This window comes from Gordonia paraffinivorans (genome assembly GCF_900683595.1).
In the GTDB taxonomy this organism is placed as follows: Bacteria; Actinomycetota; Actinomycetes; order Mycobacteriales; family Mycobacteriaceae; genus Gordonia; species Gordonia paraffinivorans.
In genome coordinates this window covers 1-22451 of record NZ_CAACYD010000006.1, presented here as the reverse complement: position 1 = coordinate 22451, position 22451 = coordinate 1, and the positions used below count along the sequence as shown (strand labels likewise).

Annotated in this window: 13 protein-coding genes, 1 tRNA gene, 3 rRNA genes and 1 pseudogene; 11 read left to right on the top strand and 7 right to left on the bottom strand. The window is 65.5% G+C overall.

The window, feature by feature from the left end:
• Nucleotides 1–60 precede the first annotated feature (60 nt).
• The gene (locus E1P53_RS07070; protein ID WP_109239410.1) at nucleotides 61–1134 is read left to right on the top strand and encodes a potassium channel family protein; all 1074 of its coding nucleotides are present in this window, start codon (nucleotides 61–63) and stop codon (nucleotides 1132–1134) included.
• Between the two features lie 97 nt (nucleotides 1135–1231).
• Nucleotides 1232–2140, top strand: coding sequence for an NAD(+) diphosphatase (nudC, locus tag E1P53_RS07065; protein WP_210754405.1), 909 nt, complete (start codon nucleotides 1232–1234; stop codon nucleotides 2138–2140).
• A 93-nt stretch (nucleotides 2141–2233) separates the two neighbouring features.
• Here the strand turns inward: nudC and E1P53_RS07060 are convergent, their stop codons facing one another.
• Complete coding sequence (locus E1P53_RS07060) at nucleotides 2234–2512, bottom strand: mycoredoxin (protein ID WP_006899748.1); 279 nt, start codon at nucleotides 2510–2512, stop codon at nucleotides 2234–2236.
• A gap of 115 nt (nucleotides 2513–2627) precedes the next feature.
• On the opposite strand from E1P53_RS07060, the gene E1P53_RS07055 reads away from it, so the two are divergent.
• The 3 genes from E1P53_RS07055 (at nucleotide 2628) to E1P53_RS07045 (ending at nucleotide 5651) form a co-directional block, all read left to right on the top strand.
• Nucleotides 2628–4751 (top strand): ATP-dependent helicase, encoded by a 2124-nt coding sequence (locus E1P53_RS07055; protein ID WP_131734512.1) that lies wholly within the window; start codon nucleotides 2628–2630, stop codon nucleotides 4749–4751.
• A 141-nt stretch (nucleotides 4752–4892) separates the two neighbouring features.
• Complete coding sequence (locus E1P53_RS07050; protein WP_006899750.1) at nucleotides 4893–5201, top strand: hypothetical protein; 309 nt, start codon at nucleotides 4893–4895, stop codon at nucleotides 5199–5201.
• 159 nt (nucleotides 5202–5360) lie between these two features.
• Complete coding sequence (locus E1P53_RS07045; protein ID WP_109239331.1) at nucleotides 5361–5651, top strand: WhiB family transcriptional regulator; 291 nt, start codon at nucleotides 5361–5363, stop codon at nucleotides 5649–5651.
• A 91-nt stretch (nucleotides 5652–5742) separates the two neighbouring features.
• On the opposite strand, the gene E1P53_RS07040 is transcribed toward E1P53_RS07045, so the two are convergent.
• The 3 genes from E1P53_RS07040 to E1P53_RS07030 form a co-directional block, all read right to left on the bottom strand.
• Complete coding sequence (locus tag E1P53_RS07040; protein ID WP_131733852.1) at nucleotides 5743–7062, bottom strand: ABC1 kinase family protein; 1320 nt, start codon at nucleotides 7060–7062, stop codon at nucleotides 5743–5745.
• A 15-nt stretch (nucleotides 7063–7077) separates the two neighbouring features.
• Nucleotides 7078–7989: a bacteriocin biosynthesis cyclodehydratase domain-containing protein gene (locus E1P53_RS07035; protein WP_006899753.1), complete on the bottom strand. Its 912-nt coding sequence runs from the start codon at nucleotides 7987–7989 to the stop codon at nucleotides 7078–7080.
• 95 nt (nucleotides 7990–8084) lie between these two features.
• Nucleotides 8085–9533: a zinc-dependent metalloprotease gene (locus E1P53_RS07030; RefSeq protein WP_006899754.1), complete on the bottom strand. Its 1449-nt coding sequence runs from the start codon at nucleotides 9531–9533 to the stop codon at nucleotides 8085–8087.
• A 167-nt stretch (nucleotides 9534–9700) separates the two neighbouring features.
• Between E1P53_RS07030 and E1P53_RS07025 the strand changes: the two genes are divergently transcribed.
• Complete coding sequence (locus E1P53_RS07025) at nucleotides 9701–10765, top strand: YlbL family protein (RefSeq protein WP_174320702.1); 1065 nt, start codon at nucleotides 9701–9703, stop codon at nucleotides 10763–10765.
• A gap of 25 nt (nucleotides 10766–10790) precedes the next feature.
• On the opposite strand, the gene E1P53_RS07020 is transcribed toward E1P53_RS07025, so the two are convergent.
• Complete coding sequence (locus tag E1P53_RS07020) at nucleotides 10791–11339, bottom strand: PPA1309 family protein (protein WP_006899756.1); 549 nt, start codon at nucleotides 11337–11339, stop codon at nucleotides 10791–10793.
• 262 nt (nucleotides 11340–11601) lie between these two features.
• On the opposite strand from E1P53_RS07020, the gene E1P53_RS07015 reads away from it, so the two are divergent.
• Nucleotides 11602–14562, top strand: a complete 2961-nt coding sequence (locus E1P53_RS07015; RefSeq protein ID WP_006899757.1) for a UPF0182 family protein — start codon at nucleotides 11602–11604, stop codon at nucleotides 14560–14562.
• 83 nt (nucleotides 14563–14645) lie between these two features.
• Here E1P53_RS07015 and E1P53_RS07010 read toward each other — a convergent pair whose 3' ends face one another.
• On the bottom strand, nucleotides 14646–14936 hold the full coding sequence (locus tag E1P53_RS07010; RefSeq protein ID WP_006899758.1) for a hypothetical protein: 291 nt from the start codon (nucleotides 14934–14936) through the stop codon (nucleotides 14646–14648).
• A 242-nt stretch (nucleotides 14937–15178) separates the two neighbouring features.
• Between E1P53_RS07010 and E1P53_RS07005 the strand changes: the two genes are divergently transcribed.
• The 4 genes from E1P53_RS07005 (at nucleotide 15179) to rrf (ending at nucleotide 21767) form a co-directional block, all read left to right on the top strand.
• A tRNA-Met gene (locus E1P53_RS07005) sits at nucleotides 15179–15255 on the top strand.
• A 1165-nt stretch (nucleotides 15256–16420) separates the two neighbouring features.
• A 16S ribosomal RNA gene (locus tag E1P53_RS07000) occupies nucleotides 16421–17944 on the top strand.
• Nucleotides 17945–18408: 464 nt separating this feature from the next.
• Nucleotides 18409–21538, top strand: a 23S ribosomal RNA gene (locus tag E1P53_RS06995).
• Between the two features lie 112 nt (nucleotides 21539–21650).
• A 5S ribosomal RNA gene (gene rrf, locus E1P53_RS06990) occupies nucleotides 21651–21767 on the top strand.
• Together the 16S, 23S and 5S rRNA genes form the textbook arrangement of a ribosomal RNA operon.
• A gap of 169 nt (nucleotides 21768–21936) precedes the next feature.
• On the opposite strand, the pseudogene E1P53_RS20580 reads toward rrf, so the two are convergent.
• Nucleotides 21937–22451 (bottom strand): annotated as a pseudogene (locus tag E1P53_RS20580) (NAD(P)/FAD-dependent oxidoreductase); the annotation flags it as partial.

The following is a 22451-nucleotide window of genomic DNA, read 5'->3' as shown; positions in this document are numbered from 1 at the left end:
TGTCGGCGAGTGGGTTACATTTCAGCGTGTGAGCGAACCCCAGAAGCGCCAGATGTGACCATGCGTAACCGCTTGCGCCGCCGGTTCGGATCCGGGGACGAGCTGGCCGGCAAACCCGACTACGCGTTGGTCGGCGTCGTCCGGATCCCCGAACTCGAACAGAGCCCGGCCCGTGCGATCGGTCGCCGCGTCCTCTGGGCGTGCCTGGCGCTGTTCTTCACCTCGGTGGTCGTGTGGATCGACCGCGACGGCTATCGCGACGCGCAGGGCAACCCGCTGTCCTATCTCGATTCGCTCTACTACTCGGCGGTGACGCTGTCGACCACGGGTTACGGCGACATCACCCCGATCAGCCCGTTCGCCCGGTTCGTCAACATCGTCATCATCACGCCACTGCGTGTGCTGTTCCTGATCGTGCTGATCGGCACCACCCTCGAGGTGCTCACCGAACGGTCCCGGCAGGCGCTCAAGATCCAGCGTTGGAGGAATGCCGTGCGCAATCACACCGTGGTCATCGGCTACGGAACCAAGGGACGTACCGCGGTCGACGCCATGCGCGGCGACGGGGTCAAGCCCTCGGAGATCGTCGTCGTCGACTCCGAACCCGCGGTCCTCGAGGCGGCGGCGGCCGACGGGCTCGTCACGGTCCGCGGCGACGCGACCAAGTCCGACGTCCTGCGCCTCGCAGGCGTCGCGCACGCCAAGAACATCATCGTCGCGCCCAACCGGGACGACACCGCGGTCCTCGCGACGCTCACCGCGCGCGAGATCAATCCGCGCGCGAAGATCGTGGCGTCGATCCGCGAGTCGGAGAACACCCACCTCATGCGCCAGTCCGGCGCCAACTCCGTGGTCGTCTCGTCGGAGACGGCGGGCCGCCTGCTGGGCATTGCCACCATGACGCCATCGGTGGTCGAGATGATCGAGGACCTCCTCACCCCGGACATCGGGTACTCCATCGCCGAACGCGAGGTGGATCCCAGCGAGACAGGCGGATCGCCCGCGCACACGCGCGACATCGTGCTCGGCGTGGTCCGCGACGGCGTGCTCCATCGGGTCGACGACGCCGAGGTCGAACAGATCGAGGCCGGCGACCGGCTGCTGTACGTCCGCAAGAGCACGTCCGACGACTGACGGGCGGACGCTCGCCATCCGACCGGACCGGCCCGACACCGCCCACCCGACCGACCACCAGGGGAACGACGTGCACTTCGACCTGCTCCAACTGCCCATGCTCTCGCGCGCGGGATTCGACCGCGCCGACGAGATCCGCGACGACGCCGAACGGATGGCCGCCGGCTGGCCGACGGCGAAGGTGCTGCTCGTCGATCCCAACGGCCGCTATCCGGTCGGCGATTCGGGTGCCCTGCACTGGGTCGAGGCGACGACCGTCGCCGACGCCCCGCCGGCCGATGCGGTGTTCCTGGGCGTGGTCGACGGCGTCGACCGCTGGACCCGCCGCGTCGACCACGTCGACGGTCCCACCGACGACGCCCGCCGGGGTGCCGAACGCCTGACCGCGGACGAGGCCGGGCTGCTGGTCACCGCACTCGGCATCCTGAATTGGCATGACACGGCCAGGCATTCGCCGGTCGACGGCTCGGTCACCGTGCCGGCGCGCGGCGGTTGGGTGCGTCGCAGCGTCGACTCCGGTCGCGACGAGTTCCCGCGCACCGATCCGGCCATCATCACCGTCGTGCACGACGGTGCCGACCGGATCCTGCTGGGCCGCCAGGCCATCTGGCCCGACGGCTGGTACTCGACCCTGGCCGGCTTCGTGGAACCGGGGGAGTCGTTGGAGCAGTGCGTCATCCGCGAGGTCCACGAGGAGGTCGGCATCGTGGTGCGCGAGCCGCGCTACCTCGGCAGCCAGCCGTGGCCGTTCCCGCGGTCGCTGATGCTCGGCTTCGCCGCCATCGGAGACCCGGCCGACGAACTGCAGTTCCTCGACGGCGAGATCGGTGACGCACGGTGGTTCCACCGCGACGAGGTGCGCGAGGCGCTCTCGCGCGACGGATGGACCCGCGTCGACCCCGCTCCGGACGGGACGCCCCCGCGACTGCAGCTGCCCGGGTCGATCTCGATCGCGCGCACCCTCATCGAGTCCTGGGCGGCCACGGGACAGACAGACACGGGATAGACAGCCACGGGATGGGCACCCCGACACGAGAGAACCCGGGCCGGCGCGGATGCCGGACCCGGGTTCGTCGTCTGCAGATCAGAAGGTGGCGACTCAGACGCCGAGCTTCTTCTTGACGTCGGCGATCGACGGGTTGGTCGCGGTGGTGCCGTCGGCGTAGAGAACCGTCGGCACGACGTGATTTCCGCCGTTGACGCTGCCCACGAACTCCGCGGCGGCGGGATCGGCCTCGATGTCGATCTCCTTCCACGGGATCCCGCTGGCCTTCAGCGCCGTCTTGAGACGGCGGCAGTAGCCGCACCACGTGGTGGTGTACATGGTCAGTTCGCCGGAGTCGGTGGTGCCGGCCGCGTCGTCGATCACGTTGCTCATGAACCTCATAACACCACGCCGCGGCGGGCTGTTCCCGTCGACGCCGCGGAGGACAGTGGTGCCTGTCACGCACGGGCGGGTCGGCGGCCGGGCGCCGTCGGTGGGTGGTGACATAGTGGACTCCGTGCGCCATCCGACCACCCCCACCAGCTCTCGCGACGCCGGAGCGGTCGACGGGCTCGATCCCGAGCAGTCCGCGGCCGTCCTCGCGCCCCGCGGACCCGTGTGCGTCCTGGCCGGGGCCGGAACCGGCAAGACCCGCACCATCACCCGCCGTATCGCGCACCTCGTCGACACCGGGCAGGTGAACCCCGGGCAGGTTCTCGCAGTGACGTTCACCGCCCGCGCGGCGGGGGAGATGCGGACCCGCCTGCGCAGCCTCGGCGTCGGGGCCGGCCACACCGGCAACGTCGCGGCCCAGACCTTCCACGCCGCGGCCATGCGGCAGCTCCGCTACTTCTGGCCGCACGTGTTCGGCGATGCGCGGTGGGAACTGCTCGACAACAAGTTCCCCCTCATCTCGCGCGCCGCGCGCCGGGCCGGCCTCGACACCTCGACCGACACCCTGCGCGACCTGTCCTCGGAGATCGAGTGGGCCAAGGCCACGCTGATCGCCCCGGAGAGCTACGTGGAGGCGGTCCGCCGCCTCGGGCGGGAGTCGCCGGCGCCGCCGCCCAAGGTCGCCGCGGTGTATGAGCAGTACGAGGACGCCAAGGTCTCGCCCGAGGGCGACCGGCTCCTCGACTTCGACGACCTGCTCATCTACATGACCCAGATCCTCACCGTCGACCCCGGCGCGGCCGAGGAGTTCCGTTCGCGCTACCGGTGTTTCGTCGTCGACGAGTACCAGGACGTGACGCCGGTCCAGCAGGGCCTGCTCGACGCCTGGCTCGGCGAGCGCGACGACCTGACCGTCGTCGGCGATGCCAACCAGACGATCTACAGCTTCACCGGCGCCTCCCCGAGCTACCTGCTGGACTTCTCCCGCCGGTTCCCCGACGCCACGGTCGTCCGGCTCGAACGCGACTACCGGTCCACCCCGCAGGTCGTCGACCTCGCCAACCGGGTCATCGGCGCCGCGCGCGGCCGCATCGCCGGCACCCGACTCCGCCTCATCGGGCAGCGGCCCCCGGGGCCCGAGCCGACGTTCGCCGAGTACGACGACGAGCCGGCCGCGGCCACCTCGATCGCGATCGAGATCAAACACCTCATCAAGCAGGGGGTCGCGCCCTCCGAGATCGCCATCCTGTACCGCGTCAACGCCCAGTCGGAGAACTACGAGCAGGCGCTGACCGAGGCGGGGATCCCCTACCAGGTCCGCGGGGGCGAGGCGTTCTTCGCGCGCACCGAGGTCCGTCAGGCGATGCGCCAACTCGCGTCCGTCGCCGGGCGCGAGGTTCGCCCCGGCGTCGGGACCCTCGACGTCGTGCGGTCGGTGCTCGGGGAGCTCGGACTGTCTGCCGAGGAGCCGTCCGGCGCCCAGGCGCGTGCCCGCTGGGAGTCCCTGAAGGCGCTGCTGCAGCTGACCGAGGACATGATCGCCGAGAACCCGGAGCTGACCCTGCCGGATCTGTCGGCGGAGCTGTCGGCCCGCGCCGAGGCCCGCCACCCGCCGACCGTCCAGGGCGTCACGTTGTCGTCGTTGCACGCGGCCAAGGGCCTCGAGTGGGACGCGGTGTTCCTCGTCGGGCTCACCGACGGCTCGCTGCCGATCAGCCAGGCCATCAAGGGCTCGTGGGAGGACATCGAGGAGGAGCGCCGACTCTTCTACGTGGGCGTGACCCGCGCCCGGGAGCACCTCCACCTGTCGTGGGCGCTGGCCCGCAACGAGGGAGGCCGCGCCCGCCGCCGGTCGCGTTTCCTCAACGACCTCGTGCCCGACGACTCCCCGGCGTCGAAGATCGCGAAGGAGCGGACCCCGCGCAAGGGGCCGTCGTGCCGGGTCTGCGGAGCGCGGCTCACCGGCTCCACCGCGACACTGCTCGGCCGATGCTCGTCGTGCCCATCGGACCTCGACGAGGACCTCCTCGTCGCCCTGAAGGAATGGCGCCGCGAGCGCGCCCAGGAGAAGAAGGTCCCGGCGTTCGTCGTGTTCTCCGACAAGACCCTCACCGCCGTCGCCGAGCAACGGCCGACGGACACCGCGGGGCTGGTGTCGATCCCGGGGATCGGGGCGTCGAAGCTCGACGAGTACGGCGAGGAATTGCTCGAGATCATCAAAACCGCAGGTCAAAAATAGGTTGTGCGGCTCTTTGCGCACGGTCTACCCTGGTCACCAGTCAGCACACGGGTGGAGAACGCCTGTGTCCCGACGGAACCCATCGCTCGAGTCGAGGCCGACCCAGAGCACCAGCGCCGAGAAGAAGAAAGGAGCGGATCAGTGAACGGAACCACCGTGAACCAGGCCGTCATCGCCGTGCCTGCGGCCAAGCCGATCCCGGCGTTCGCCGCCGTCTCGCGCACCCGTCGCACCCGCTCCTGGATCCCGGCTGTCTGTGCACGTCCGGCTTCGCGAGCCCTGGTCGCGGCCGCGCCCGCCGTGGCGCGTCGCGCCGCCGCATCGGCACAGCATCTCGCGACAGCGCATCCGGCAGCAGCGCAGGTAGCGCTCGTCGCGCCGCCGGCAGCAGAAGCCGCAGCCCCCGCGCCGCATGGGTTCCCCGTACCGACACCGATTCTCCGGAGCTGATCCTCCGAGATATCCGGGCCACGGGCGAATCGCAGAGGCGAACCCGTGGCCCTCTTTCTGTCATCCGAACTCTGGCCCCTGACAAGGGGATTCGGAACGACAGCCACATCGAGGTTCACGGGTCGACAAACCCGACAACGAGCAGATGTGGAGAAACCCATGACCGTCGAATGCGTCCTCGAGTCCTGTATCTCGGCTGACCGCGCAGCGACCGCACGGATCGACCTGCCGTGCCAGGTCACCGACGCCGACCTGTGGTTCGCCGACGACCCGCGTGATCTCGAGCGTGCCAAGGCCCTGTGCGCCGAGTGCCCGCTCAAGACCCAGTGCCTGCAGGCAGCGCTGGACCGAGCCGAACCCTGGGGCGTCTGGGGCGGCGAGATCTTCGAGCGCGGCGTCGTGATCGCCCGCAAGCGACCGCGTGGTCGTCCGCGCAAGAATGTCGCCTGACACACGACACCGGCGTCGTGAGCAGAACGCTCACGACGCCGGTGTCGTCGTCTGTGTGGTCGCGGGGCGGCGCGGGCGCGCGCCCATCCCGTCACTCGTCGGCCAGGCCCGGCACCCACTTCTCCATGATCGCGCGGTACGGAGCGTGTGCCTCGAGCTGGGAGGCGATCCCGACGCAGCCGCCGAGCACGCGGAAGACCATCACGAACCGCTTGGGCACGTTCAGGTTTCGTGAGGTCTTGTAGACCTCGCCCTTGAGATCGGTGGCCTTGCCGGCCGCATATTGCATCCACTTGCGGGTGAAGTGGAACGACTCCGAGTACAGCGGGTCCACGTACGGACGCATGTAGGCCTCGAGGTCGGCGGCGGTCACCTTGTGCGCGTGCGAGGCGCGGATGAAGTCCGTCTCCACCATCAGCTCGCGGAGCTCGTCGTACTTGCGGTCGCGGGCGAGCCGCAGGATCGGTCCGGTCTCCGGGGGCAGGCCGCCGGGGTAGTGGCCGACGGCACCGAAGTCGAGGATGCCGAAGCGACCGTCGTCGGCGAGGAAGAAATTGCCCGGGTGGGGATCGCCGTGCAGGAGGCCGACGCGGTACGGCGAACTGACCTCGAACTCGGCCATCTTCGCCGCGGCGTCGTTGCGGGTCTCCTGATCGCCCTCGCGGATGATCCGCGACAGCGGAACGCCGTTGACCCACTCGGAGACCACGACCTTGGGGGCGCTCGCGATGACCTTCGGCACGAGGAAGTCCGGGCTGCCGTCGTAGGCCTTGGCGAAGGCCCGCTGGTTCTCGGCCTCGCCGAGGTAGTCGAGCTCGGCCTCGGTCCGGTCGATGAGCTCGTCCATCATCGCCTTGACGTCGGTGCCGGGCGACAGCTTCTGGAGCAGTCCCGACATCCGCGAGAGCGTCTTGAGGTCGGCCTTCAGTGCGTGGTCGGCGCCCGGATACTGCACCTTCACCGCGACCTCGCGGCCGTCGGACCAGATGCCCTTGTGGACCTGACCGATCGACGCCGACGCGGCCGGCTCGTCGGAGAACTCCCGGAACCGCTCACGCCACCGCGTGCCGAGTTGCTGGTCGAGGACCTTGTGGACCTTGTCCGCGGGCATCGGCGGGGCCTCCGCCTGCAGCTTGGTCAGTGCGTCGCGGAACGGCTCGCCGAACTCGTCGGGGATCGCCGCCTCCATGATCGACAGCGCCTGGCCGACCTTCATGGCGCCGCCCTTGAGCTCGCCGAGCACCGCGAACAACTGCTCCGCGGTCTTCTCGAGCAGCTCCTGGTTGACCTCGTCCTTGTCCTTGCCGACCATGCGCTTGCCGAGGCCCGCCGCCGCACGTCCGGCCATACCGAGAGGGAGAGAAGCCAACTTAGCGTTGCGACGACCCTGCCCCCGAGTGATGTCGGTCATAGCATCCTTTCCGCGTCACACTTTAGACGACTTGCCCCGATCGTCTCCCATCGGACGACAATCGCAGTCGGGGTGCGGTGACCACCGGCGGCTGCGCGTCCGGACCGGATCGTTCCGGAACTCCACGACCCGATTCAACAGCTCCGGCTCGTCGAGCGCAGCCGATTGCGCCGCAGGTGAACGCAGTGCGCCCACCAGCCGGATGATCTGCCCGTGGGCGATGGCCGCCGTGGGACCCACGATCGCCGGATCGGTGTCGCCCGGCACGCGGATGAGCTGGACGGCCATCGCCGGCCACTCCGGATCGAGGTCGGACCGATGGTGGTCGGCGCACATCAGACAGCTCGACAGCCCGGGCAGGACGAGCGGGCCGACGATTCCCACGCCGTCGCGCACCCGCACGAGCAGGTGGGGGATACGCGCCCGCGTCAGCGCGAACACCACTCGCGGATCGTGGACGAGGAAGTCGCTCAGGATCACCAGCTCGGTGTCGACGGTGTCCAGGGAGCCGTCCGCACGGCGACGCATCGTGCGGTGCACCGACAGTCCTTGCTGACGCAGCGACGCACTCAACATGTCCGCCAGCGGGCCCTGACCATGGATCTGAATGCGGAACTCGTCGGATCTCGGTGCGCCCGAGGGCTTGTCGGCGGGCGCCGGAAGGGTTCGGCCCGCCGCGGACAGTCCGTCGAGGAGTTCGGTGATCTCCTCGCGTGCGAGGCCCGCGGCCGAGGCCCGGCGCAGCAGCGCCTCCGGGGTGCACGGCTGTTCCAGCCGGCGCAGCATCGCGGCGACCGAGTGGGCCGATATCGCGGCGTCGAGCTCGATGATCACGCTGCCGGCCGGGTCTATCCCGACGTGGACGCGGTTGCCCGGGCGCACCAGGATCGGGGTCCCCGGCCGGATGAGCGGAACCGTGATGGACATGGCGCAACTCTGCCAGCGAAATCCGGCCGCCGACCCGGGCGAGCCGGGTTATCCACAACATGGCGCGCGACGTGAGATCTGTGGAGACGGCCGGCTCAGGAGTCGCCGTCGGGCCCCGGCCCGCCCGAACCGTCACCGGTATCGGGATCGTCCTGCTCGGCGAGGGACTTCTCGAGCTCCGCGATCGCGTTGTCGAGATCGGAGTCGGAGGTCAGCAATCGGTCGACGAAGCCCGCGGGATTGTCGAGGTCGGCGGAGTCGGGGAGCAGGTCCGGGTGCTCCCAGACGCCGTCGCGGGTGGACAGGTCGGTGGCCTCGAGGACCTTGCGCCACAGCTCCGACGCCTCGCGCACCTTTCGCGGGCGCAGTTCTAGGCCGATCAGGGTGGCGAAGGTCTGTTCGGCGGGGCCGCCGGATGCGCGACGCCGGCGCATCGACTCGGTCAGTGCGGCGGTGCTCGGGATCCGGTCGCCCAGTGCGAGGGTGACGACCTGCTCCACCCAGCCCTCGATGAGCGCGAGAAGCGTCTCGAGCCGCTCGAGGGCGGCCTTCTGCTCGGGCGTCGTCGTCGGTTCGAACGAGGTGGACGAGCTGATGAGCTCCTCCAGCTTGGACGGGTCGGACAGGAGTTCGGTCGGGTCGATGTTGCTCGTGACCTCGTTGATCCCGCTGAAGTCGATGCTGATCCCGCGGGCGTACTCCTCGACCGTGGCGAGGAGGCGCTGGCGCAGCCAGCCCACATGGGCGAACAGCCGCACGTGCGCGGCCTCGCGGGCGGCGATGAAGACGATGATCTCCTGCGGGGGCAGTCCGAGACCCTCGGCGAACTTCGCGATGGCCTCCGGCAGCAGCACCGCGATCCCCTCGGGGGCCAGCGGCAGGCCGATGTCGGTGGAGGTCAGCACCTCCTTGGCCAGCTGGCCCAGGCCCTGTCCGAGCTGGGTGCCGAAGGCCATGCCGCTCATCTGCGTGAGCATGCCGAGCATCGGCCCGGCGAACTGCGCCGCCTCGGCCGGCAGGTTGTCCTGCCAGGTGCGGGCGAGCTGCTCGGCGATGGGGTTGCAGAGGACCTTCCAGGTGTCGAGGGATTCCTCGAGCCACTGCACGGGCGTCCATGCGACGGTCTGCGTGACGCCGGTGGGGAAGATGGTCGCGTCGTCGAGCCACACGTCGGCCAGGCGCACCGCGTCGGCCGAGGCGGAGATCTCCTTCTCCAGGACGGGCGTGAACGAACCGATCTGCTGGCGCGCGAGATTCACGGCGACCTGATAGTTCACGGGTCCGGAACCGCCGCCGGCCAGACCCGCGCCCATGCCGCTGAGCATGTTGCCGAGCTGGCTGAACATCTGGCCGAGCATGTTCGGATCGAAGTTCGACGGATCGAAATCGCCCAGTCCCTGTCCGCCCATCGCGAATCCGAACGGGTTGGCGCCACCGAAGGGGTTGCCGCCGGCGGCGTCGCCCGGCTTGTCGCGGTCGCCGCTGTTCTTCTCGCGGTCGTCGTCGTCACCGGACGACGAGAAGCCGAAGGGCAGATCACTCATGTGTCCACCGTACCGCCCGGTGGGGGCCGCGACGGGTCGTGGATGTTCGCCGTGCGCGTAGTCCGGCACGTGGTTCGCGACGTTCCGGGGCGGCGGCGTCCTGCGCCCGGGTCCGCGCTGGCGGTGCCCGCGTCATCGTCACTGCTGGGGGCATTATCGTGGGCGGAATGAGTTCGAGCCCCCGTCTCAGAAGGATCGCGACCGTCGCCGTCAGCGTGTTCGTGTTGCTGGCTCTGCTCGTGGTGGGCAATCAGGTGCGGGTGCCGTACGTGGCGCTCGGCCCCGGGCCGACGCTGAACACCCTCGGCACCGCGAAGGTCGAGGACGACGGCGAGGTCGTCGAACGCAGGGTCGTGCAGATCGACGGGGTGCCGACCGAACCGGCCGACGGTCACCTCGACCTGACCACCGTCTCCGTCCACGACGGACTGACCCTGTTCAGCGCCCTCGGCAAGTGGATGTCGGGCACGTACTCGGTCACCCCGCGCGACGAGGTCTACCCGCCGGACCGGACCACCGAGGAGGTCCGGCAGGAGAACACCGCCCAGATGGTGGGCTCGGAGGAGAACGCCACCGCCGCCGCCCTGCGCTACCTGGACCGCCCCACCGCGCTGCGCGTCGCCGGTGTCGAACCCGACGGGCCGGCCAAGGGCGTCCTGCAGGTCGGCGACGAGGTCGTGAGAATCGCCGGGGTCGAGGTCGAGACGGTCAAGCAGATGCGTGAGGTCGTGTCGAAGAAGGCGCCGGGCACCGAGGTGCCGATCGAGATCGTCCGCCAGGGCGCCCCGCAGACGGTCACGGTCACGGTGGCACAGCACCCGGCCGACGAGGAGAACGGCTTCCTCGGGGTGACCGCCCACGTCGTCAACGCCGACCCGAGCCTGAAGGTCACCTACACCGTCGGCGACATCGGCGGCCCGTCGGCGGGCATGATGCTGGCGCTGGCGGTCATCGACCAGCTGACCCCCGGGGCGCTGACCCACGGGGAGTTCGTCGCCGGGACCGGGACCATCGACCCGGACGGCGAGGTCGGTCCCATCGGCGGGATCACCCACAAGACCCGTGCGGCCCGAGATGCCGGGGCGAAGGTGTTCCTGGTGCCCGCGCGCAATTGCGCGGAGGCCGTCTCCGAACGGCCGGACGGTCTGGAACTGGTCAAGGTCGAGAGCCTCGACGGCGCGGTCGACGCGCTCGACGCGATCGGCGCGGGCAAGCCGGCGCCGACCTGCTGAACCGGACCCCGCCGGGTCCGCTCCATCAGGTCCCGGGCTCGTCCGGCTCGAAGGTCCCGGCCAGGGCCTCCCGCAACTCCGTCGCGAGCTTCGGGTGGGTGAGCGTCTCGGGTTCGTCGCCCTCCTGCCGGCGCAGCCGCATCAGTGCCAGGTCCCGGCCGTTGCGCAGCACTCCGACGACGAGCCGCGCCTGTTGCCCGTCCGTCGAGGGACCTGGCGCGCCTGGGGGCACGTGGCGCGGGGTGCCGTCGTCGTCGGGCCCCGGTTCGGCGACCACGATCTCCAGGGCCACCGCGGCGCCGGCGACCGCATCGGGCCAGACGGCCGAGGCCAGGAACTCGTCGAGGTCGGGGCACTCCTGCTCGACCGGGGTGAACACGGACGGCGAGTCGTCGACGAGGTGGGGCGTCTGCTCGGCGATCACGGAGGTCGGGACCAGGGCGTACACCGAGGCCGCCTGACCCCATCCGGAGTCGTCGACGTGGTCGAGGATCTCGCTCAATGCGGTACCCAGGTCCTCGGTCGACCAGGGGGCTGTCGGCGTGGGTCCGGGAGTCGTCGAGTCGGCAGGCACCCGCTCATCTTGCCTCGCCCGGCCGTGTCCCACGACGACAACCCCGACTGTGCCCACGACACCAACCCGACAGCGCCGGCACGTGGCCGTCCGGAACCCGGGCCGGTCCCCGTTCGTTGGCCCGACGCCCGAGTGGGGTCCCCGCACGGGCGGTGCCAGTACAGTGGTGGTCACCACGCCCGGCCCAGCACGTCTCGCCGGGCGTTGTCCGAATTGAGAGCTTTGGAGAGTGGGTCTGGTGGGCGTACGAGGGCCGGCGGGAATGCCGACACTGTCACGCAGGAGCAAGATCGTCATCGGCATCGGGGTCGCCGTCCTGGTCCTCCTGCTCGTCGGACCACGAATCGTCGGTCTCGCGACCGACTGGCTCTGGTTCCGCGACGTGGGGTACTCGAACGTCTTCAGCACCGTGCTGTGGACGCGACTGATCCTGTTCCTGATCACGACGATCCTGGTCGGGCTGATCATCTTCGGCGCGCTCGCCCTGGCCTATCGGTCGCGGCCGGTGTTCGTGCCGACCTCGGGTCCCAACGATCCGCTGGCCCGCTACCGGACCGCGATCATGGCGAAGGTCCGCTGGTTCGCCGTGGCTCCCGCGCTGATCATCGGCGTGCTCGCCGGCCTGGTCGCGCAGGGCTCGTGGGCGACGGTGCAGATGTTCCTGCACGGGACCGACTTCGGCCGCAAGGACCCACAGTTCGGACTCGACCTCGGCTTCTACGCCTTCGACCTGCCGTTCTACCGGTTCGTGCTGAACCTGCTGTTCGTGATCATCGTGGTGGCGTTCCTCGCGAACCTGGTGACGCACTACCTGTTCGGCGGCATCCGCTTCGGGCAGGGCGGCGGATCGGTGACGACCGCGGCCCGCGTGCAGTTGTCGGTGCTGGCCGGAACCTTCGTCCTCCTCAAGGCCGTGGCCTACTGGTTCGACCGGTACAACCTGCTCTCCAGCCAGCGCAAGGCGGAGATCTTCCCCGGCGCGAGCTACACCGACCTCAACGCGGTGCTCCCGTCCAAGCTCATCCTGATGGCGATCGCCATCATCTGCGCGATCGCGTTCTTCGCCGGCATCGTGCTGCGCGACCTGCGCATCCCCGCCCTCGCAACGGTGCTGATGCTCTTCTCGGCGCTGTTGATCGGAGTGGGCTGGCCGCTCACCATGGAGCAGTTCTCGGTCAAGCCGAACGCCGCGCAGAAGGAGTCCGAGTACATCCAACGGGCGATCAACTCCACCCGGGAGGCGTATGGCATCGGGCCGGACAAGGTGATCACCCAGAAGAACTGGACGGCCGAGCCGGCGAATCCCGCGACCGTCGACGCCGACACCCCGACGCTGTCCAACATCCGCATCCTGGACCCGAACGTCGTCTCGCCGACCTTCATCCAGCAGCAGCAGCGCCAGAACTTCTACGGATTCCCGACCCAGCTCGCGGTCGACCGGTACAAGATCGACGGTCAGATCCGGGACTTCGTGGTGACGGTCCGCGAGCTCGACCCGAGCCGTTACCTGGAGAACCAGCAGAACTGGCTGAACAAGCACCTCGTGTACACGCACGGCGACGGCTTCATCGCCGCGCCGGCCAACCGGGTGCGCGAGGCGGTCACCGGCAGCGACCTCAGCGGCGGCGGTGACCCGCTGTACTTCGTCAGCGACACCACGAACTACCAGACCGAGTCGTACAAGCGCGACGCGCCGATCAAGGTGACCCAGCCGCGCATCTACTTCGGCGAGCTGCTGGCCAAGATCGATCCCGACTACGCCATCGTCGGCGGGGCGACCCCGCGCGAGGCGGATCTCGGCGATGCCAAGTACACCTACCAGGGCCCTGCCGGCGTGCCGCTGGGCAACTGGTTCAACCGGGTCCTGTACGCGGCCAAGTACGCCGAGCGGAACTTCCTGCTCTCCAGCGAGATCACGTCGGACTCGAAGATCATCTACAACCGCGATCCCCGGGACCGGGTCAAGAAGGTCGCACCGTGGCTGACCGTCGAGTCCAAGGCCTACCCGGCGGTGATGGACGACGGATCGATCAAGTGGATCGTCGACGGCTACACGACGCTGGACAACTACCCGTACTCGCAGCCGATGTCTTTGCAGAGCGCGACCGCCGATGCGCAGGATCTCAACCCCGGGCAGACCGGGCGGAGCCAGGTCAACAAGACCGTCTCCTACGTGCGCAATTCGGTGAAGGCAACGGTGGACGCCTACACCGGTGAGGTGACCCTCTATCAGGTCGACGACGAGGACCCGGTTCTCAAGACCTGGATGAAGGCGTTCCCGGGCACGGTCGCCCCGCGCGCCGAGTACGACAAGAACATCTCGCTGCGCGAGCACGCGCGGTACCCGGAGGATCTGTTCAAGATCCAGCGGTCGCTGCTGACCCGCTACCACGTCGAATCGCCGAGCACGTTCTTCCAGGCGAACGACTTCTGGTCGGTGCCCTCCGATCCGACCAGCCCGGATGCCGAACGACGTGGCCTCGATCAGCCGCCCTACTACTTCGTCGCCGCGAACCCGGAGTCGAAGAAGTCGTCGTTCCAGCTGACCTCGGTGCTGACCCGTCTGAACCGTCCCATCCTCGGCGCGTACGTGACGGTGTCGTCGGACCCGGACGACTACGGACAGATCACCGTCAAGGAGCTGCCCGCCAACAACCAGACGGCCGGCCCCAAGCAGGCGTTCAACCCGATGACGACCGACAACAAGGTCGCCGACACCCTCAAGCCGCTCGAGGGGCGGGCCACCGTGATCTACGGCAACCTGCTCACGCTGCCGGTGGGTGACAACGGCATCCTCTACGTCCTGCCGGTGTACGCCCAGGCCCAGGGCCAGGAGGCGTTCCCGCGGCTGTACCGGGTGATCACCCGATACGAGTCCACCGACGATGGAACCGCACCGATCGGTTACGCCGCCACGGTGGAGGAGGCCCTGCGTCAGGTCGGCATCAATCCGGACTTCGCCACGCCGCCGGGTGAGCGGCAGGAGCAGGAGCAGCCGGAACAGCCGGAGGAACAGGGTGGTGCGACGCCACCGCAGCGCCCGGCCCCGCCGCAGGGTGGCGGTTCGTCGCCCGAGCGTGACGCCGCGGTGAAGGCGATCGACGACGCGATCAAGGCCCTGCGCGACGCCCAGACCAAGGGCGATTTCGCGGGGTACGGCGCAGCGCTCGATCGGCTGAACGAGGCAGTGACCGAGTACGAGTCGCTGCCCGGCCAGAACTAGCCCGCACGACGAAGCCGGCCGATGCACCTACGGGGTGCATCGGCCGGCTTCGTCTTTCTCTTCCCCTTCCTGGATCGATCCGATCAGTGACGCCTGCGGTACTTGCGCAGGTAACGCTCGGTTTCGGCGGGGGTGTTGTCAGGAAGGACAGGGCTGTGGTGATAGCGGTGTCCGATCGTGTAGAAGATGGCCACTGCGCCTGCGAAGGCGACGACCATCACCGCGGCGGAGATCGCGGCGTACCCGGAGTTGCCCGCCGCCATGTGGACCAGCCACAGCGCGGCCGCCAGGAATCCGGCGAGGGTGAGCACGAACCCGACGAAGCTCATCGGGTGGTTGCCGTGACTTTCGTGGTGGAAGTGACGGATGGCCATGGTTCCCTCCTCGGTTGTTGGGTCGGCCCGGTTCGGGTGACCCGAGTGTACGCCCGTCTGTGATGCAGATCACCAACCTCGACGACCGCGGGTGGGCATGAGTGCTCATCCTGGCGCCGAGCCGTGACCTGCGCTTTATCGAGTGCGAGTGACTGCTGTCACGTCTATTTCTGCAGGTCAGCTGCGATCGGTCCCGCGATTTGCATAGCCGACGAACCGCTGTGTAACGTGGTGTTCACCAACGCGGGGTGGAGCAGCTCGGTAGCTCGCTGGGCTCATAACCCAGAGGTCGCAGGTTCAAATCCTGTCCCCGCTACCACTACGAGAACCCCCGCCCGGGATGTCCGGGCGGGGGTTCTCGCTTTTTCGCGTCGATGCCACGACTGTGGCGCGTGCCCCGAGGGCTGTGGCCCGACCGCGCCCGGAGGCGAACCCGGCATGGATGGGGTTGCGATGCCCATCGTCCGGGTCGCCGGCGCGAACGTACGGAGTACGCCGCCGGCGCAGTCGGTCGCGGCAGGGGAGTGCCGACACCTCGTGCGAAGGCCGATCGCATGAAGGTCTTTCGAAGCGCCGGCCCCACGCGTCGAGGCGAGGGAGTCGGCGGGATCGAGGGTGGGTACATCTCGCCCCGATCGGTCCGGGGCTCGAGGCGCGGGATCAGTACCCAGCTCCCCGATCCGCGGCATCCCCACACAGCCGGAACGGCAGGCCGGTCCCAGCGGGGAGGGGCATGGCTCTGAGTCAGGGGAGAGACTGCTCCCGTCCTCGAGGCTGGGCGGCCTCGTCGACAACACTTCGAGCGACGACCTGCGCTTCTACCTGTTACGAGCCACCTCCGCGGCAGGTTCGGAAGAATTTTCGCGGAAATTTTCCGGGCAGCATCGTCAAGGGCGCTCGACGACCTGGGATTTCGTCCCGATGCACCCGCCGTGACCAGGCGATTTGACGTTGCCGACTCATCTGCGTAACTTATTCCCAGTCAGCGCGCCACGGCGCCGCCCCGGAGGGCCCGGTGAGGGTTTGGTTCGGGGAGTGGAGACCGGGTTCGAGCTGAACGCTCCTGATCCTCTGGTTCGAGACCTGTTGTGTTTCGGCTGGGTGGGTTGGGGTTGCCGGACTTCCTTACTGTGCAGATCCACGGATTTGCGGGGTGGGGATCGGGTCTGGTAGGCTGGAAGAGTTGCCCCGGAGACGGGGTGAGCGTCTGAAGGTCTGAACCGAGCCGGCTGGTGAAAGCCCTGTGATGGGGTGAGTATCTGGTGGGTGTGTGTTCTTTGAGAACTCGATAGTGTGATGATGGATTGTCTGATGCCGTTTTTGGCATCGAGCATTCTTTACGAATGTTGATGTATTTTTTTTGTTCATGTCATCTGGCCCCGTCTGGGTGGCGTGAGCTGGTTTTTGGATTGGTCAGGTTTTCTTTCCTGGTCTTCTAGTGTTGAAACGCCGGCTCTTTTGTGGGTTGGTTGTTTTGCTAGGTTTTCATGGAGAGTTTGATCCTGGCTCAGGACGAACGCTGGCGGCGTGCTTAACACATGCAAGTCGAACGGAAAGGCCCAGCTTGCTGGGTACTCGAGTGGCGAACGGGTGAGTAACACGTGGGTGATCTGCCCTGGACTCTGGGATAAGCCTGGGAAACTGGGTCTAATACCGGATATTCACTTTCTCTCGCATGGGGGTTGGTGGAAAGCTTTTGCGGTTCAGGATGGGCCCGCGGCCTATCAGCTTGTTGGTGGGGTAATGGCCTACCAAGGCGACGACGGGTAGCCGACCTGAGAGGGTGATCGGCCACACTGGGACTGAGACACGGCCCAGACTCCTACGGGAGGCAGCAGTGGGGAATATTGCACAATGGGCGCAAGCCTGATGCAGCGACGCCGCGTGAGGGATGACGGCCTTCGGGTTGTAAACCTCTTTCACCAGGGACGAAGCGTGAGTGACGGTACCTGGAGAAGAAGCACCGGCCAACTACGTGCCAGCAGCCGCGGTAATACGTAGGGTGCGAGCGTTGTCCGGAATTACTGGGCGTAAAGAGCTCGTAGGCGGTTTGTCGCGTCGTCTGTGAAATTCTGCAACTCAATTGTAGGCGTGCAGGCGATACGGGCAGACTTGAGTACTACAGGGGAGACTGGAATTCCTGGTGTAGCGGTGAAATGCGCAGATATCAGGAGGAACACCGGTGGCGAAGGCGGGTCTCTGGGTAGTAACTGACGCTGAGGAGCGAAAGCGTGGGGAGCGAACAGGATTAGATACCCTGGTAGTCCACGCCGTAAACGGTGGGTACTAGGTGTGGGACTCTTTTCACGGGTTCCGTGCCGTAGCTAACGCATTAAGTACCCCGCCTGGGGAGTACGGCCGCAAGGCTAAAACTCAAAGGAATTGACGGGGGCCCGCACAAGCGGCGGAGCATGTGGATTAATTCGATGCAACGCGAAGAACCTTACCTGGGTTTGACATCTACCGGACCGCTCCAGAGATGGGGCTTCCCTTGTGGCTGGTAGACAGGTGGTGCATGGCTGTCGTCAGCTCGTGTCGTGAGATGTTGGGTTAAGTCCCGCAACGAGCGCAACCCTTGTCCTGTATTGCCAGCGCGTAATGGCGGGGACTTGCAGGAGACTGCCGGGGTCAACTCGGAGGAAGGTGGGGATGACGTCAAGTCATCATGCCCCTTATGTCCAGGGCTTCACACATGCTACAATGGCTGGTACAGAGGGCTGCGATACCGTGAGGTGGAGCGAATCCCTTAAAGCCAGTCTCAGTTCGGATTGGGGTCTGCAACTCGACCCCATGAAGTCGGAGTCGCTAGTAATCGCAGATCAGCAACGCTGCGGTGAATACGTTCCCGGGCCTTGTACACACCGCCCGTCACGTCATGAAAGTCGGTAACACCCGAAGCCGGTGGCCTAACCCCTTGTGGGAGGGAGCTGTCGAAGGTGGGATCGGCGATTGGGACGAAGTCGTAACAAGGTAGCCGTACCGGAAGGTGCGGCTGGATCACCTCCTTTCTAAGGAGCACACAACATCACACGTTTCTGCCGGCGTATGTCTGTGCGGCGTGTGTGTGTTCGAGGGTGAAACATCAGACACAGCCTGTGGGTTTCGTCGCCTGACGAAACATCTGGGTTGCCGCTGAGGTCGTGAGGCCGGCGGGTTGATCGTCACACTATCGGGGTTCTGAGGGAACACACGTTTTCCTCTGAGCTGCAGATCGGGTGTGTGTCGGTGAGGTGTCCTGTGGTGGGGCGCGGAGGCATGCAGCTGGGTGCGGTGTGTGTTGTTTGAGAAGTGCATAGTGGATGCGAGCATCTTTATTTCGCGCCGGCAAGGCTGGCGGCCCTTGTGGGGGTGGCTGGTGTTGTTGGTGTGTGATTGAGCAGAAAACTTTTGAGTTTTTGGTGATGTCTACATTCGATCCTCGTGTGCAGGGCCCTTTGTGGTTCTGTGTGTGGGGGGTTGTTTGTAGGTGTTGTTGTAAGTGTGTAAGGGCGTTCGGTGGATGCCTTGGTACCAGGAGCCGATGAAGGACGTGGTAGGCCGCGATAGTCCTCGGGGAGTTGTCAAACGAGCTGTGATCCGAGGGTGTCCGAATGGGGAAACCCAGCACGAGTGATGTCGTGTTACCACCAGCTGAATGTATAGGCTGTGTGGGGGAACGTGGGGAAGTGAAACATCTCAGTACCCATAGGAAGAGAAAACAATAGTGATTCCGTGAGTAGTGGCGAGCGAAAGCGGAGGAGGCTAAACCATGCGCATGTGATACCGGGTAGGGGTTGTGCGTGTGGGGTTGTGGGGTTCATCTTCTTCCATCTACCTGTGGAAGCGTGAGTCAGAAAACTGTGTGTTAGGTGAAGTGGCCTGGAATGGTCTGCCGTAGACGGTGAGAGTCCGGTAGCTGAAAGCACATGGTCTTGCGTGATGTTCTCCCAAGTAGCAGCGGGCTCGTGGAATCTGCTGTGAATCTGCCGGGACCACCCGGTAAGCCTGAATACTTCCTGGTGACCGATAGCGGACTAGTACCGTGAGGGAAAGGTGAAAAGTACCCCGGGAGGGGAGTGAAATAGTACCTGAAACCGACGCTTACAATCCGTCAGAGCCTGTGCCTCCTTTGGAGGGTGGGTGATGGCGTGCCTTTTGAAGAATGAGCCTGCGAGTTAGTGCTCGGTGGCGAGGTTAACCCGTGTGGGGTAGCCGTAGCGAAAGCGAGTCTGAATAGGGCGTTTGAGTCGCCGGGTCTAGACCCGAAGCGGAGTGATCTACCCATGGCCAGGGTGAAGCGACGGTAAGACGTCGTGGAGGCCCGAACCCACTTCAGTTGAAAATGGAGGGGATGAGCTGTGGGTAGGGGTGAAAGGCCAATCAAACTCCGTGATAGCTGGTTCTCCCCGAAATGCATTTAGGTGCAGCGTCACATGTTTCTTACCGGAGGTAGAGCTACTGGATGGCCGATGGGCCCCACAGGGTTACTGACGTCAGCCAAACTCCGAATGCCGGTAAGTGAGAGTGTGGCAGTGAGACTGCGGGCGATAAGGTTCGTAGTCGAGAGGGAAACAACCCAGATCGCCGGCTAAGGCCCCTAAGCGTGTACTAAGTGGAAAAGGATGTGGGGTCGCGAAGACAACCAGGAGGTTGGCTTAGAAGCAGCCACCCTTGAAAGAGTGCGTAATAGCTCACTGGTCAAGTGGTCCTGCGCCGACAATGTAGCGGGGCTCAAGTACACCGCCCGAAGCCGCGGCACTCACACGTTAGCTTGTCGGTTCTCTACGGAGGGCCGGCCAGGTGTGTGGGTGGGTAGGGGAGCGTCCTGCATCCGTGGAAGCCACAGAGTGATCTAGTGGTGGAGGGTGTGGGAGTGAGAATGCAGGCATGAGTAGCGAAAGCAGAGTGAGAAACTCTGCCGCCGGATGACCAAGGGTTCCTGGGCCAGGCTAATCCGCCCAGGGTGAGTCGGGACCTAAGGCGAGGCCGACAGGCGTAGTCGATGGACAACGGGTTGATATTCCCGTACCCGTGTATCCGCGCCCATGCTGAATCAGTTGTACTAACCATCCAGATCCTTTCCGAGGCGCCTTCGGGTGCCCGGTGGGGTGATGCGTGGGACCTCGGCTGGTAGTAGGCAAGCGATGGGGTGACGCAGGAAGGTAGTGGGGCCAGTTAGTGGTTGTATGGTGTAAGCCTGTAGGGCGAGGCATAGGCAAATCCGTGTCTCGTGATGCCTGAGAGGTGATGCGTAGCCGTTGAGGCGAATTCCATGATCCTATGCTGCCGAGAAAAGCCTCTAGCGAGTTGGTACACGGCCCGTACCCCAAACCGACACAGGTGGTCAGGTAGAGAATACTAAGGCGATCGAGATAACTGTGGTTAAGGAACTCGGCAAAATGCCCCCGTAACTTCGGGAGAAGGGGACCCAGGCTGGTGAACACCCTTGCGGTGGGAGCTGGTGTGGGTCGCAGAGACCAGAGAGAAGCGACTGTTTACTAAAAACACAGGTCCGTGCGAAGTCGTAAGACGATGTATACGGACTGACGCCTGCCCGGTGCTGGAAGGTTAAGAGGACCGGTTAGTGGATTCGTCCGCGAAGCTGAGAATTTTAAGCCCCAGTAAACGGCGGTGGTAACTATAACCATCCTAAGGTAGCGAAATTCCTTGTCGGGTAAGTTCCGACCTGCACGAATGGCGTAACGACTTCTCTGCTGTCTCAACCACAGACTCGGCGAAATTGCAAGTACGAGTAAAGATGCTCGTTACGCGCGGCAGGACGAAAAGACCCCGGGGACCTTCACTATAGCTTGGTATTGGTGTTCGGTACGGTTTGTGTAGGATAGGTGGGAGACTGTGAAGCCGGCACGCCCAGTGTTGGTGGAGTCGTTGTTGAAATACCACTCTGATCGTATTGGACTTCTAACCTCGGACCCTGATCGGGTTCAGGACCAGTGCCTGGTGGGTAGTTTAACTGGGGCGGTTGCCTCCTAAAAGGTAACGGAGGCGCCCAAAGGTTCCCTCAGCCTGGTTGGCAATCAGTGTTGAGTGTAAGTGCACAAGGGAGCTTGACTGTGAGACGTACATGTCGAGCAGGGACGAAAGTCGGGACTAGTGATCCGGCACCGGCAAGTGGAAGCGGTGTCGCTCAACGGATAAAAGGTACCCCGGGGAAACAGGCTGATCTTCCCCAAGAGTCCATATCGACGGGATGGTTTGGCACCTCGATGTCGGCTCGTCGCATCCTGGGGCTGGAGTAGGTCAAGGGTTGGGCTGTTCGCCCATTAAAGCGGCACGCGAGCTGGGTTTAGAACGTCGTGAGACAGTTCGGTCTCTATCCGCGCGCGCGTAAGAAACTTGAGGAAACCTGTCCCTAGTACGAGAGGACCGGGACGGACGAACCTCTGGTGTGCCAGTTGTCCCGCCAGGGGCACCGCTGGTTAGCTACGTTCGGAAGGGATAACCGCTGAAAGCATCTAAGCGGGAAGCCTGTTCCAAGATGAGGTTTCTCACCCCCTCAGCGGGGTTAAGGCCCCCCACAGATCATGGGGTTGATAGGCCAGAACTGTAAGCACAGCAATGTGTTCAGGTGACTGGTACTAATCGGCCGAGGACTTACCAACAACACCACAACACCACCAGACACAAAAGTCTGAACAGTGTTCGCATCCACTATGCATCTTCTGAGACAACACACAACACAAACAAACAACTGTTGTGGTTGTTTCACAGAGTTACGGCGGCCATAGCGGAGGGGAAACGCCCGGCCCCATTCCGAACCCGGAAGCTAAGCCCTCCAGCGCCGATGGTACTGCACCTTAACCAGTGTGGGAGAGTAGGACACCGCCGAACACAACTTCCCACTGTGGCCCTTCACCCATTCGGTGAAGGGCCACAGTGCTATTCAGACACATGGCTATTCAGACACATGCTCTGACCTCTCCATTCTCGACATAGGGAAATGCCCCGCGACCACGGTGTCGCGGGGCATTTCTCGTTTGCGCTGCCGGCTGCTGTCAGCTCAGTGGTGGACCTCGCCGAGTCCGTAGACCGGGGTGTCGAGCCCCTCGTACCTGGCCTTCAGCTGGAGAGCGAGATACAGCGAATAGTGGCGGGACTGATGGAGATTTCCGCCGTGGAACCACAATCCGGGTTGCTGCGTGGGCTTCCACATGTTGCCGCAGTTCGCCTTCCCACGGACCCGGGTCCCTTGGTGGTGTCGGAGCCCAGTCCCCAGACCTTTCCGACCCGGTCGGCGACCTCCTGCCCCATCAGATCGGCGGCCCAACCGTTCATTGAGCCGAACCCGGTGGCATACACGACGACATCGGCCTCGAGTTCCGTGCCGTCGCGAGGACGACCGTGTTCTCGGTCAGGTGGTCGAGTTGGCCCTGCACGAGCTTGATCGTCCCGTTCGCGATCAGTTCGCTGGCGCCCACGTCGATGTAGTAGCCGGAGCCGCGACGGAGGTACTTCATGAACAGGCCGGAGTCGTCGTCGCCGAAGTCGAGCTTGAAGCCGGCCTTCTCCAGGCGA

Coding starts and splice junctions, on each gene's coding strand:
- E1P53_RS07030 (WP_006899754.1), bottom strand. CDS start 9,533: ATGAGTGATCTGCCCTTCGGCTTCTCGTCGTCCGGTGACGACGACGAC.
- E1P53_RS07025 (WP_174320702.1), top strand. CDS start 9,701: ATGAGTTCGAGCCCCCGTCTCAGAAGGATCGCGACCGTCGCCGTCAGC.
- E1P53_RS07035 (WP_006899753.1), bottom strand. CDS start 7,989: ATGTCCATCACGGTTCCGCTCATCCGGCCGGGGACCCCGATCCTGGTG.
- E1P53_RS07015 (WP_006899757.1), top strand. CDS start 11,602: ATGCCGACACTGTCACGCAGGAGCAAGATCGTCATCGGCATCGGGGTC.
- E1P53_RS07010 (WP_006899758.1), bottom strand. CDS start 14,936: ATGGCCATCCGTCACTTCCACCACGAAAGTCACGGCAACCACCCGATG.
- E1P53_RS07040 (WP_131733852.1), bottom strand. CDS start 7,062: ATGACCGACATCACTCGGGGGCAGGGTCGTCGCAACGCTAAGTTGGCT.
- E1P53_RS07070 (WP_109239410.1), top strand. CDS start 61: ATGCGTAACCGCTTGCGCCGCCGGTTCGGATCCGGGGACGAGCTGGCC.
- E1P53_RS07045 (WP_109239331.1), top strand. CDS start 5,361: ATGACCGTCGAATGCGTCCTCGAGTCCTGTATCTCGGCTGACCGCGCA.
- nudC (WP_210754405.1), top strand. CDS start 1,232: ATGCTCTCGCGCGCGGGATTCGACCGCGCCGACGAGATCCGCGACGAC.
- E1P53_RS07060 (WP_006899748.1), bottom strand. CDS start 2,512: ATGAGCAACGTGATCGACGACGCGGCCGGCACCACCGACTCCGGCGAA.